Here is a 12257-nt window from a genome sequence, read left to right on the forward strand (position 1 = left end):
TATATTAGCACCCTAAAAATCCCCCAATAAATGAATATTGACTTCTTTACACCTATCGAAGAATCTGTGGCTGCTCACGTGCTTGAGCAAGCACCTTCGGCATTAGGTAAGATAGTTCAACTTCATACTGTTGAAAATGGTTTTCCAGATTTAACAGACGTTTCAATCGCTATTTTAGCAGTTAAAGACGGAAGGGGATCTGTAGGTAATGAAGGTTGCGGAAATGGTTTAGACCAAATTCGTAAACATTTTTATCAGTTGTATGCTGGTAAATGGACAACCCAAATTGCCGATTTAGGAAATATAGAAAAAGGAAATACCGTAGAAGATACTTATTTTGCGGTTAAATCATCAATAGAATTTTTACTGAAGAATAATATTTTGCCGATCATCATAGGTGGTGGGCAAGATATTACCTATGCGAATTATAGAGCTTACGATAATTTAGAACAAACCGTTAATTTAGTAGCGGTTGATAGTCGATTCGATTTAGGTTCGTTAGAAGAGGAACTTACATCAAAATCGTATGTAAGCAGAATTGTTATGGAAGAACCTAACAATCTTTTTAACTTCAGTAATATAGGATATCAAACCTATTTCAACTCACAAGAAGAAATAGAATTGTTAGATAAATTGTATTTCGATGCTTATAGGTTAGGAGAAGTAAAAGATATTACTTTAGTAGAGCCTATAATGAGAGATGCAGATGTGGTGAGTGTAGATATAGGAAGTATTCGCCAAAGTGAAGCGCCAGCAAACGAAAATGCTTCACCAAACGGATTTTATGGAGAAGAAATTTGTGCAATAGCACGATATGCAGGGATAAGTGATAAAGTAACTTCTTTCGGAATTTACGAGTACAATGTTATGTTAGACTCCAACAGTCAAACAGCAAAATTGATAGCTCAAATAATTTGGTACTTTATAGAAGGAATGAACTCTAGAGCAAAAGATTATCCGTTTGCAACCAAAGAAAGTTATCAAAAATTTACCGTGCTTTTAAGCGATGACGACCCAATAAACTTTTATAAAAGTGATAAAAGTGGTCGTTGGTGGATGGAAATAAATTTAATATCGAATAATAAACACAAAAGACATGCGTTAATACCATGTAGCTATCGAGATTATGAACTCGCATTACAGCAAAAAACACCTGAAAGGTGGTACAAGGCTTTGCAAAAGCTTGTTTAAAAGAAAGTTGCCTAATGTGTGAAAAAATATAACTCGTAATTGTTTTTTAATAAAAAAAATAATAGGTTTACGCCTCTTTTATAAGAAAAGATATAATATGAAAAAAATAGCATTACTTGCATTATTGGTATCTATCATCTACTCTTGTGGTTCAAGTGGAGATAGAGGAGAGTTAGTAGGAGTAAAGTCTACAAGAAAATGGTTTGCTGAAAAACCATATGGAATGGCTAAAATACCAGGAGGGTCTTTTACTATGGGTAAACAAGATGAAGATCCTATGGGAGCTATGAATGCACCAACTAAAACGGTAACTGTACAACCATTTTACATGGATGAAACAGAAATTACCAATAGTGAGTATAAAGCATTCGTGTTCTGGGTAAGAGATTCTATTACAAGAACTAAATTAGCGTACCAAGCAGAATTTGCATCTATGGGAGCTGGTGAAGGAGAAGGAGCAGGAAGAGCAGAAGGTATTCAATTATATGCATTTGCATCAAAAGATACAGTAAATGAAACTCCTTACGAAAAGTACATGCGTGAAAACTACTACGAGTTAGGAGCAGGATTAGATTCTTTAAAACCATTAAACTGGGAAGAAGAAATTATTTGGGAAGCTCCTGAATATCCAGATGCTGATTATGTAGAGGTAATGGATTCTTTATATATTAAGAAAGACGAGGCTTTAAACGGAATTAGAACGTTTAATACTAAATTATTAAACTACAGATACTACTGGTTTGATAACGAAGCAGCAGCAAGAACAGGAAAGAACAGAAAAGATTTCTTAAAAAATGAAGTAATTAACGTATATCCAGATACCACAGTTTGGATTAAAGACTTCAACTATTCATACAACGATCCAATGCACCAAGAGTATTTTGCTCATAAAGCATATGAAAACTACCCAGTAGTAGGTGTAACTTGGAATCAAGCAAAAGCATTTTGTAACTGGAGAACTCAAACTAAAAATAACTTCCAACGTTCAAGAAAAAAGTTAGGATTAGTACCAGCGTTCAGATTACCAACAGAGGCTGAGTGGGAATATGCAGCTCGTGGAGGTTTAGATTATGCTAAATACCCTTGGGGTGGGCCAAGTACTACAAGTGATAGAGGGTGTTTCTTAGCAAACTTTAAACCAGTACGTGGAGACTACGCGGCAGATGGAGCTTTATATACGGTAGAAGCAATGTCATACAATCCAAATGAATATGGATTATTCAACATGGCAGGTAACGTTTCTGAATGGACAAATACAGCGTACAACCAAATGTCTTACTACATGGGGTCTACAATGAACCCTAACGTAGAAATTAAGGAAAATAGAAGAAAAATTATCCGTGGAGGTTCATGGAAAGATGTAGCCTATTTCTTAGAAGTAAGTTCTCGTGATTGGGAATATGCAGACACAGCAAGAAGTTATATCGGATTCAGAACTGTTCAAGATTATTTAGGAACAAACAAGAGTAATTAAGAAGAAAACAAGAATAAATATTAATCCCCAAAAATTTAAAAATTAAAATTATGGCACAATCAAAATCAACTAAGAAGATGTTCAATATGGCTTACGGTTTAGGAGCCGCAGTAGTTATCATTGGAGCATTATTTAAAATTTTACACTGGCCTTTTGGAAATGAAGTATTAATGATAGGTATGATAGTGGAAGCAGCTGTTTTCGCATTATCAGCTTTCGAAGCAGTAGAAGACGATTTAGATTGGACTAAAGTATATCCAGAATTAGCGGATGGACAACCAACAGGAAAAAAAGCAAAAGAAGCTTCTCCTGTTGAAGCACAAAGCATGTTATCTCAAAAGTTAGATAATATCTTAAGTGAAGCTAAATTAGACGCACAATTAGTATCTCGTTTAGGAGATAGTATTAAGAGTTTCCAAGGAGCAGTAGAGCCTTTAGCATCTGCTTCTCAATCAATTTCAGCTACAAACAGCTATAACGAACAAATGTCTAGAGCAGCAGCTCAAATGGAATCTTTAAACAGTTTATACCAAACTCAAGTAGAGAATGCTAGTAAGCAAGCTGATTTAAACTCTGCAATGGTTGAAAACTCTCAACGTTTACAAGAGCAAATGCAATCTTTAGCAACGAACTTATCTTCGTTAAATGGAGTTTACGGTGGAATGTTATCTGCAATGTCTAACAAGTAATTAATTAGTTTATCTAAATAATTAACGAAACAAACTAATTAATATGGCAGGAGGAAAACTATCACCAAGGCAGAAGATGATTAACCTGATGTACTTAGTGTTTATTGCAATGTTAGCAATGAACATGAGTAAAGAGGTATTATCAGCCTTTGGATTAATGAATGAAAAATTAACCGAAGCAAACATAAAGTCAACAGAAAAAAATAAACGCGGCTTATGAAACTTTAGCACAAAAAGCTGCTGAACAAGCAAAGCAATATGGAGAGGCTAAAGAAAAAACAGATAAGCTAAAAGTAGCTGCGGATGAATTATATGCATATGTTGGAGATTTAAAGAGCCGAATGACAGGTGATATAGAAGATAAAACAGCATATGAAACTATGGATAAGTCTAAGTTTTTAGACGAATTATTCTTTAAAGGTGGAAAAGTAACTGAAGCAGGTAAAGAATTTGTAGCTAAAATTGATGGATTTAGAAATCAAGCAATGACAGCTTTAGAAGGAACAGATGTTGCTGATGTTGTAGCAGCTCGTTTCAGTACAGAAAAAGTAACTAATAAAGATGGAGACAAAATCGATTGGTTAAAGTATAACTATGAAGGTTTCCCATTAATTGCTTCGTTAACAAAGTTAACTCAAATTCAAGCAGATATTAAAGCTACAGAATCTGATGCGTTAACAGCGTTATTACAAGGAGAGTTACAAAGTGCAGTTTCTATGACCAAGTATGAGGCTATGGTTGTTTTCGACAAGAGCGCATACTACCCAGGAGAAAACTTATCAGGTAAGATTGTTTTAGGAAAGAAAGATCCTAATTTAACAGCTGAGAAAGTTATCGTTAATGGTGAAGAAATTGAGAAAGAAAAAATTCAAGCAGGTCAAGTTATCTTAGACGGTCCAGCAGGAAACGTAGGAGACAAAGAATTAAAAGGAGAGTTCCAGTTTAAAGAAGGAGATTCTATTGTTAAGATAGACATCAAAGGAGCATATGCTGTAATTCCAAGACCAAACGAAGCATTAGTTTCGGCAGATAAGATGAATGTAGTATATCGTGGTTTATCTAACCCATTAACTATTTCTATTCCAGGAGTACCAAGTAATAAAATTAGTGCATCAGCTCCAGGTTTAAAAAGAGTAAGTGGAGATAAATATGCAATGTATCCAGGTAAAGGAAGCGAAGTAAATATCGTTGTAACTGGTACACCAGCAGGATCAGATAAAGGAGTACGTTCTGTAAAGAAATTTAGAATTAAAGACATACCACCAGCAGTAGGTATGGTAAGAGGACAATACGGTACAGTAAAAATGCCAAAGGCAAGTTTAGGAAATGTTAGTATCGCAGCTGGTTTACCAGACTTCTTATTCGATTTAAAATTAAACGTATCTAGCTTTAAAATTAAAGTTCCTGGTCAAGTAGCTATTCCAGTTAACGGAACTAGATTAAATCCTAGAGCAAAAGCAGCGTTATCAAAAGCTAGAAGAAATGATGTAATTACTATTTTTGATATTAAAGCATCAGTTTCTGGCTCTAATTATAGCATCAAAAAAGTATTACCTGTTGCTATAGAAATTACAAATTAATAAGTAAAAACAAGAAAGTATGAATTGGAAGCGTTTTTATATGGTTTTATTCGCATTTGCAGCTACAAGCTATGCAAGTGCACAAGCTAACCTTTTAAATGCTAAAAAGGTAGATGAAATTGGATTTAAATCTGAAGCACAAATCGCTTCAGAAGATGACAAACCACTTCCTTATGGCTATATTAGTGATAGAGATGTGTTATGGTCTAAAGTGGTGTGGGAATACGTAGATTTAAATCAAAAAATAAATCTCCCTTATTATTACCCAATTGATACTATGAATGCCGGATTAACAAGACGTTCGTTATTTGATACCCTATTAAAAGGAATTAAAAATGGTGAAATTACAGAAGTTTATAACGACTCTTATTTCACTACTAAAATAGGGATGGAGGAAGTTAAAGTAATGACTTATAACGAGCGCCAAAATGGTGATTATGTTGATCCTTACTATGTACAATCTCAAGATATCAAAGGATATATGTTAAAAGGTTTATGGTATTTTGATAAGCGTCAAGGTGAGTTAAAGTATCGTTTATTAGCGTTAGCTCCTATGGGACCAGACGTACAAGTAATGGGAGTTGAAGAAATTGACGATAAAGAAAATGTGTACGAATTGTTCTGGGTATATTTTCCAGATGCAAGAGAAACCTTACACAATTCTAAAGTATTCAACCCTGAAAACTCAGCGCAACCCTTGTCTTACGATAACTTGTTAAACGCAAGACGTTTTAATTCTACAATTCTAAAGGAAGAAAACATTTATGGAGACAGAGCTATTTCTGACTATATCCGTGGAAACTCATTATTCCAATTATTAGAAGCGAATAGAATTAAAGAAGGTATTCGTGATCGTGAAATGGATATGTGGAATTACTAGAATTCTGCTACACATAATTAAAAAAGAGCTTGCATTGCAAGCTCTTTTTTGTTGTAATAATAGTATTTTTGGGGTATGATTAGAAAGGTAGATTATATAGTTGTTGGGTTAGGACTGTCAGGAATAGCGTTAGTAGAAAAGCTTATAGAAAACAACAAGAGTTTTGTAGTTTTTGAAAACAACTCACAAGTATCGTCTGTAGTAGCAGGAGGTGTATACAATCCTGTAATTTTAAAACGATTTACACCTGTTTGGAACGGTCACGAGCAGTTGCAAAAAGCACTTCCTTTTTATAAAAAGTTAGAAGAAAAATTAAACATAACGTTAGATTATAGTTTCATCACAAAGAAGGTGTTTACAAGTGTGGCCGATGAGAATAATTGGTTTATAGCTTCAGACAAGCCAATGTTAGCTCACTATATGAACCCTACTATTCAAAAAGGAAAAATTAAAGGAGTCATTGGTGATTTTGGTTTTGGAGAGTTAACAGGTACAGGAAGAATAGATACACCATTACTGGTTACTGCCTATAAAGAATATATCAATTCCTTAGGGAATCTTGTTGAAGAAGCTTTTGATTATTCAAAATTAATGATTGAAGATAATGCTGAAGTTCAATACAATGACATAATTGCTAAACAGGTTGTGTTTAGTGAAGGTTTTGGATTGAAAAAGAATCCATTTTTTAATTACTTACCACTTAATGGAACAAAGGGAGAAACAATAACTATTCATGCACCTGACTTACAAATTGATTTTCTATTAAAAGGAAGTGTTTTTGTAATGCCGTTAGGTCGTGATAACTATAAAGTCGGAGCAACATTTAATTGGACAGATAAAACCTCTATTCCAACAGAAGAAGGAAGAAAAGAGTTAGAAGATAAGCTTCAGAAAATTATTTCCGTGCCTTATACAGTGATAGAACAATCAGCAGGAATACGTCCTACGGTAAAAGATAGAAGGCCTTTAGTAGGTGTCCACCCTAAATACGCTCAATTAGCAGTTTTAAACGGCTTAGGTACACGTGGAGTTATGGTAGCGCCAACTGTTGCCGAAAACTTGTTTAATCACCTTGAAAATGGTAAAAAATTAGATAGCGAGATTGATATTAAAAGATTTGAATAATGTGAATCTAAAAACGTTCACAAACAAAAATAGCTTCCTATAATCAGGAAGCTATTTTTGTTTTGATATGATTGTATTTTAAAAACTACTTTTCTGATTGTAATTCTTTAGCGTCTTTTTTGTAACTCACGAAAAGGTTAATCCATATAATTCTTGAAAGACGAATAGTAACTGGAGTTAAGATTAAAGAAACAATTACAATAGCAATAAAACTATGTAAAATAGACAATCCGATAAATACCTTTGCTATAATAAAAATAGCAACAAAAAGTGCTACTGCCAATGCGTAATTAACATACATGGCGCCAAAAAAGAAAGAAGGTTCCATCATGTATTTAAAGTTACATTTAGGGCAATTGTCGTGTAACGTAGTTATTTTTTTTGGGTTTAAATTTAGTTTATACTTGAAAAATTCACCTTCATGACAACGAGGACATTTGCTGTTGAAAATACTGTATAATTTACTTCCTTTTCCAAACATTTCTTATAGATATTAAGTTCGATTAACTATTTGCTTTTTGTAAGTTTGCACAAATTTCAACAAAAATAAAACAGTATTTTGTAACCACAGTTACAAAACCTTGGTAATTTGCTAAAATTATGTTAAACGTACACGATTTATCAGTTTCCTTTATGGGAACAGATTTGTTTTCTGGAATCACCTTTAAATTAATTAAAGGAGATCGTATTGGATTAATTGGAAAAAACGGAGCAGGTAAATCTACGCTACTTAAAGTTTTGGCAAAAGATATTGAAAGTAGTGGTGGTACGTTGGCATTTGATAAAGAGGTTCGTATCGGGTTTTTACGTCAGGATATTGATTTTGATTACGGACGAACCATTTTAGAAGAAGCCTACCAAGCATTTACTGAAATTAAAGAAATTGAACTAGAACTTGATGAAATCAACCGTCAATTAGCGGAAAGAACCGATTATGAAAGTGAAGCGTATAATCAATTAATTGTTGATTTAAACGAGAAAACAGAACGTTATGAGTTGCTTGGTGGGTATAATTACCAAGGAGAAACAGAAAAGATTTTACAAGGGTTAGGATTTCAACGTGAAGATTTTGATAAGTTGACGGATACCTTTTCAGGAGGTTGGCGTATGCGTATTGAATTGGCAAAACTTCTTCTTCAGAATAATGATATTTTATTACTCGATGAGCCTACTAACCACTTAGATATCGAGTCGATTATTTGGTTAGAAAACTTCTTGAAGAATTATGCAGGAGCTATCGTTTTAGTGTCGCACGATAAGATGTTTTTAGATAATGTAACCAATCGTACCATAGAAATTTCGTTAGGTCAGATTTACGATTATAAAAAACCGTATTCTGAGTTCTTAAAACTACGTGCTGAGATCAAAGAAAAGCAGTTACAAACACAGAAAAATCAGCAAAAGGAAATAGAACATACTGAAAAGTTGATTGAAAAGTTCCGTGCAAAGGCTAGTAAAGCTTCCATGGCGCAATCGCTGATTAAAAAGCTGGAAAAAGTAGAGCGTATTGAGGTTGATCAAGATGATAACGCAGTGATGAATGTTCGTTTTGAAATTTCAAAAGAACCAGGTAAAATTATTGTAGAGGCTGAAAACTTAACGAAGAACTACGGAGAAAAAGAGGTATTAAAAGATGTTGATTTACTTATTGAGCGTAATAGCAGAATTGCCTTTGTAGGTCAAAACGGACAAGGAAAATCTACTTTAGCAAAAATGATGGTAGGGGAAATTCCGTTTGAAGGAAGTTTAAAACTCGGACACAATGTAGAGATAGGATATTTTGCACAGAACCAATCCGAAGAATTACCGCCTGAAAAAACAGTGTTGGAAATTATGGAAGATGCTGCCAATGATTCTAACCGATTAAAGGTGAGAGACATGTTAGGAGCTTTCTTGTTTGGTGGAGAAGCGGTAGACAAAAAAGCAAAAGTACTATCAGGAGGAGAACGAAACCGTTTAGCCTTGTGTAAGTTATTATTATCACCGTTTAACGTGTTGATAATGGATGAGCCTACCAACCACTTGGATATTGCTTCTAAAAATGTACTGAAAAAAGCCTTACAGAACTTTGACGGAACGTTAATCGTAGTATCTCACGATCGTGATTTCTTACAAGGATTAACTACAACCGTGTACGGATTTAAAGATCGAGAAATAAAAGAATATTTAGGCGATATCGATTACTTCTTAGAGCAACACAAAATGGAAAGTTTACGTGATGCTGAAAAAAGAACGGTGGTAAAAGACGAAAAAGATACATCTAAAAAAGAAGCTTATCAATTATCAAAAGAGCAAGAAAAGGAGCTGAAAAAGCTAAAAAACAAGCTCAATAAAATAGAAAACCAAATAGCGGATTTAGAAGCTGAAATTGAACAAATAGATTTAGAACTCGCTCAGAATTACGACGAAGTTTCTTCTCGCCCTAACTTCTTTGAAAACTACAAAGCCAAAAAAGCTAAAGTAGACGAGTTAATGGAAGAGTGGGAGCAAGTAGAAGAACAAGTAGCTAGTTTTTAATATTACTTTTTGCGACCAGAGAAATGTTCCATTGTTTTATAAATTCCAAAGACGTTTCCTGCAAACCAATCAAAAATAGTAATTGACGTTACCGCTTGAGCAAAACGTGTAAATCTGTAAATATAACCAGGAATACTGATTAACTTTTTATTCTTCCCAATTGCTTTAACAATGGTTAATGCTGTTGCTTCAGGTTCAAGAATTGGAATTTTAGACCTTACACCGTCAAACATACCAGTATTAATGTAGTAAGGCAATATTGTGGTAATATTCACTTTTTTATTCAGTTGTTCTATCTCTAAACGCAAGCTATCCGACCAACCGATAAGCGACCATTTACTAGCTGCATACACCGACATTTTAGGGTTTGAAACTAGTCCGCCAGACGAAGCAATATTGCAAATATGCCCTGAATTTCGATCCAACATATCTTTAAGAAACTCAAGTGTGATAAACATTGGCGCATTTGCATTAATTTCCATGGTTTTAGCAATGTCAGTTGCCGTATGATCTTTAAAATATTTACCAACTATAATTCCTGCATTATTGATTAATACATCAACAATACCAATTTCTGCTTTAACTTTTTTAGCGGTGTCTTGAATTTGTTCAAGGTTTGAAATATCAATGGTGTAGGTAAATAGTTCTCCTAGGTTAGAAAACTCCGTTACTGTTTTATCAATATTCTCTTGGTTAATATCCCAGATAATAACTTTGGCTTTTCGTTCTAATAGTAAACGAACCATTATTTTACCAATTCCAGAAGCTCCTCCAGTAATTAATACTGTTTTATCTTTTAAGTACATATTTTTGTTTTGGTTGTAACGGTTTCGGCTATGAGTAGTTGCGTGGTTTAGCACTTAACTTTGCAAGTACGCACCAAACTGAAAATTCGCGAGGATTTTCAGAAGTAGGCGAGAACAAGCAATTACCTATAGCCATTGTTGCCAGTAGTTTTTTATTCCGTTATTTTTATTTGAGAGTTTAATTTTATTAAGTCCGAAATCAGTTCGTCATTATTTTCCGGCGCTATATAAATTTCATCAAATTTATTGAATTTTATAATTAGTCCATTTCTCGCCAGTGCTGGTTTTATTCCGCTCCACATAGTTTTTCCTTTCATTATTTCCTTTATGTTTGGAATTCCGATTTTTCCCCTTAAAAATCCCGACCTATAAATCAATTCATTATTTTCAATTTTGTAAGATGTGTCAAAATAAATCCAAAATATTGAGATTAGTGGACTCAATAATGGTAAAAGAATAAACGGTTTTTCCGAGAATGTACTCTTATCCATAAAGAAAATAGCTATTGGTAATATCACAGAACCAATTAGTAAATAATTGATAAATCCTTTTCTATTTGGTTTATAAATTTTCATTCAGTTTGTGTTTTTTCTTAAATTATTGCCAACTCGTTATATAAGAAATAAAAGTTTTGTTATCCCTGTATTATAATGTGATAAGTGGAGATTTCAGTAATTTTATTTTATTTCAATTTTCGAGCTTCAATATAGTAAAATAATGTCATTTCGAATAAGCGATTTTATGAGCGAAGGGAGAAATCTTAAGATTGTGAGTCACTGCTATTAATGAGATTCCTCCCTCTGGTCGGAATGACGGTTGGTAAAAAATGTCAAAAAAGTGTAAAAGAAATGTCAATTCTCTAAAAAAGAAGAGAAAAAATGTGTTATTTGTAAGTTGTATGAGTAAGAGAGCTATTTTTTATATAGGTATATTTTTAATTTCAGTACAACTTATTTCTTGTAAAACCAACAATGAGTTTACTGAAAAAGTAAGAGTTTCATTGCGAAATGTAGGGCATCAATTGTTGTTAACCAACCAAGATTCTACTTCATTGGTCCTGCCTATAAAAGAACTAAACAAACATAAATATCAATTAACCTTTCAAAGTAATTTGCAGGTATCACCTGATAGTTTGGTAGCGATTGTGAAAAGAAGTTTTTCTCAATCAGAATTACCAGTCAACTATCGTATAGAGGTCAAAAAATGTTTGAATGAGGAAGTAGCTTACAGTTACGAAATGATGCAGAGTGAAGAAAACGCCATTGTACCTTGTAAGGGAAGAGTGTTGCCTGCCAATTGCTATTTTATAGATGTCCAGTTTCTTAAAAAGGAAAATAAGAATCAATATTTTTTCTACGGATTCGTACTCTTAATTTCGATTTTGGGTTTTGGTGTGTATCAGAAAAAGAAAAGAAAAATAATAACCGACACAGCTTCGAACAATTCGCTAAGTTTAGGAAGGTTTACATTTTATCCTGAACAAAATAAGTTGATTAAAGAAGCGGAAGAAATTCCGTTATCTAATAAAGAGTGTGAGTTGTTAACTATTTTTATTGACAGACCCAACGAAGTAATTAAAAGAGAAGAATTGATGAAAAAAGTTTGGGAAGAAAATGGTGTTGTGGTAGGTAGAAGTTTAGATACCTACATTTCAAAACTTCGTAAAAAGTTAAAAGAGGATGCTTCTATAAAAATCACCAATATTCACGGAGTAGGGTATAAGCTAGAAATAGATTAAACCTGTATTTTTGTGGTGTTAATTTTTTTGAATGCTTTTTCAACTCAACATACCTACACCCATAAATCAGCAAATTCAAATGCCCGTTTTAGCAAGCAAAGGAATTGAACTTTTTGTAAAGAGAGAAGATACCATTCATCCATTTGTTTCAGGGAACAAATTCAGAAAACTAAAGTACAATATTGAAGAAGCAAAGCGACAAGGAAAAGAAACCTTGTTGACTTTTGGTGGCGCTTTTTCAAACCATATTGCAGCGA

Annotated in this window: 12 protein-coding genes and 1 pseudogene; 10 read left to right on the forward strand and 3 right to left on the reverse strand. The window is 33.5% G+C overall.

Translation table 11 applies throughout. The features are described from left to right. The first annotated feature begins 30 nt into the window (after positions 1 to 30). From OU788_RS04620 to OU788_RS04645, 7 genes are all read left to right on the forward strand, one after another. Positions 31 to 1191: a formimidoylglutamase gene (locus tag OU788_RS04620; protein WP_274634070.1), complete on the forward strand. Its 1161-nt coding sequence runs from the start codon at positions 31 to 33 to the stop codon at positions 1189 to 1191. A 97-nt stretch (positions 1192 to 1288) separates the two neighbouring features. After that, the gene (gene porK, locus OU788_RS04625; RefSeq protein ID WP_274634071.1) at positions 1289 to 2665 is read left to right on the forward strand and encodes a type IX secretion system lipoprotein PorK/GldK; all 1377 of its coding nucleotides are present in this window, start codon (positions 1289 to 1291) and stop codon (positions 2663 to 2665) included. Between the two features lie 50 nt (positions 2666 to 2715). Beyond that, positions 2716 to 3354 (forward strand): type IX secretion system motor protein PorL/GldL, encoded by a 639-nt coding sequence (gene porL / locus OU788_RS04630; RefSeq protein ID WP_274634072.1) that lies wholly within the window; start codon positions 2716 to 2718, stop codon positions 3352 to 3354. Positions 3355 to 3397: 43 nt separating this feature from the next. After that, on the forward strand, positions 3398 to 3574 hold the full coding sequence (locus OU788_RS12905) for a hypothetical protein (RefSeq protein ID WP_342454905.1): 177 nt from the start codon (positions 3398 to 3400) through the stop codon (positions 3572 to 3574). Further along, positions 3558 to 4934, forward strand: coding sequence for a type IX secretion system motor protein PorM/GldM (porM, locus tag OU788_RS04635; RefSeq protein ID WP_342454906.1), 1377 nt, complete (start codon positions 3558 to 3560; stop codon positions 4932 to 4934). The genes OU788_RS12905 and porM overlap by 17 nt, the downstream gene beginning before the upstream one ends. Before the next feature lie 19 nt (positions 4935 to 4953). Continuing rightward, on the forward strand, positions 4954 to 5814 hold the full coding sequence (gene porN / locus OU788_RS04640; protein WP_274634073.1) for a type IX secretion system ring protein PorN/GldN: 861 nt from the start codon (positions 4954 to 4956) through the stop codon (positions 5812 to 5814). 75 nt (positions 5815 to 5889) lie between these two features. Next, positions 5890 to 6939, forward strand: a complete 1050-nt coding sequence (locus tag OU788_RS04645) for an NAD(P)/FAD-dependent oxidoreductase (RefSeq protein WP_274634074.1) — start codon at positions 5890 to 5892, stop codon at positions 6937 to 6939. 85 nt (positions 6940 to 7024) lie between these two features. Here the strand turns inward: OU788_RS04645 and OU788_RS04650 are convergent, their stop codons facing one another. Continuing rightward, entirely contained in the window at positions 7025 to 7420 is a 396-nt protein-coding gene (locus tag OU788_RS04650; RefSeq protein ID WP_274634075.1) for a DUF983 domain-containing protein, read from the reverse strand. 119 nt (positions 7421 to 7539) lie between these two features. Between OU788_RS04650 and OU788_RS04655 the strand changes: the two genes are divergently transcribed. Beyond that, a complete protein-coding gene (locus tag OU788_RS04655; RefSeq protein WP_274634076.1) occupies positions 7540 to 9456 on the forward strand; it encodes an ABC-F family ATP-binding cassette domain-containing protein in 1917 nt (638 codons plus the stop codon). A gap of 2 nt (positions 9457 to 9458) precedes the next feature. Here the strand turns inward: OU788_RS04655 and OU788_RS04660 are convergent, their stop codons facing one another. Both OU788_RS04660 and OU788_RS04665 read right to left on the reverse strand, forming a co-directional pair. Beyond that, complete coding sequence (locus tag OU788_RS04660; protein WP_274634077.1) at positions 9459 to 10262, reverse strand: SDR family oxidoreductase; 804 nt, start codon at positions 10260 to 10262, stop codon at positions 9459 to 9461. A 152-nt stretch (positions 10263 to 10414) separates the two neighbouring features. Then, on the reverse strand, positions 10415 to 10837 hold the full coding sequence (locus tag OU788_RS04665; RefSeq protein ID WP_274634078.1) for a PH domain-containing protein: 423 nt from the start codon (positions 10835 to 10837) through the stop codon (positions 10415 to 10417). Between the two features lie 323 nt (positions 10838 to 11160). On the opposite strand from OU788_RS04665, the gene OU788_RS04670 reads away from it, so the two are divergent. Both OU788_RS04670 and OU788_RS04675 read left to right on the forward strand, forming a co-directional pair. Further along, positions 11161 to 12000, forward strand: a complete 840-nt coding sequence (locus OU788_RS04670; RefSeq protein WP_274634079.1) for a winged helix-turn-helix domain-containing protein — start codon at positions 11161 to 11163, stop codon at positions 11998 to 12000. A 31-nt stretch (positions 12001 to 12031) separates the two neighbouring features. Beyond that, positions 12032 to 12257, forward strand: a pseudogene (locus OU788_RS04675) (1-aminocyclopropane-1-carboxylate deaminase/D-cysteine desulfhydrase); the annotation flags it as partial.

Origin of the sequence: Tenacibaculum sp. L6 (assembly GCF_028823685.1) — a bacterium.
Classification (GTDB): domain Bacteria; phylum Bacteroidota; class Bacteroidia; order Flavobacteriales; family Flavobacteriaceae; genus Polaribacter.

What these genes read in the sequence shown, in the direction of transcription:
- OU788_RS04620 (WP_274634070.1), top strand. Translation starts at nt 31, where the DNA reads ATGAATATTGACTTCTTTACACCTATCGAAGAATCTGTGGCTGCTCAC.
- porK (WP_274634071.1), top strand. Translation starts at nt 1,289, where the DNA reads ATGAAAAAAATAGCATTACTTGCATTATTGGTATCTATCATCTACTCT.
- porL (WP_274634072.1), top strand. Translation starts at nt 2,716, where the DNA reads ATGGCACAATCAAAATCAACTAAGAAGATGTTCAATATGGCTTACGGT.
- OU788_RS12905 (WP_342454905.1), top strand. Translation starts at nt 3,398, where the DNA reads ATGGCAGGAGGAAAACTATCACCAAGGCAGAAGATGATTAACCTGATG.
- porN (WP_274634073.1), top strand. Translation starts at nt 4,954, where the DNA reads ATGAATTGGAAGCGTTTTTATATGGTTTTATTCGCATTTGCAGCTACA.
- OU788_RS04645 (WP_274634074.1), top strand. Translation starts at nt 5,890, where the DNA reads ATGATTAGAAAGGTAGATTATATAGTTGTTGGGTTAGGACTGTCAGGA.
- OU788_RS04650 (WP_274634075.1), bottom strand. Translation starts at nt 7,420, where the DNA reads ATGTTTGGAAAAGGAAGTAAATTATACAGTATTTTCAACAGCAAATGT.
- OU788_RS04655 (WP_274634076.1), top strand. Translation starts at nt 7,540, where the DNA reads ATGTTAAACGTACACGATTTATCAGTTTCCTTTATGGGAACAGATTTG.
- OU788_RS04660 (WP_274634077.1), bottom strand. Translation starts at nt 10,262, where the DNA reads ATGTACTTAAAAGATAAAACAGTATTAATTACTGGAGGAGCTTCTGGA.
- OU788_RS04665 (WP_274634078.1), bottom strand. Translation starts at nt 10,837, where the DNA reads ATGAAAATTTATAAACCAAATAGAAAAGGATTTATCAATTATTTACTA.
- OU788_RS04670 (WP_274634079.1), top strand. Translation starts at nt 11,161, where the DNA reads ATGAGTAAGAGAGCTATTTTTTATATAGGTATATTTTTAATTTCAGTA.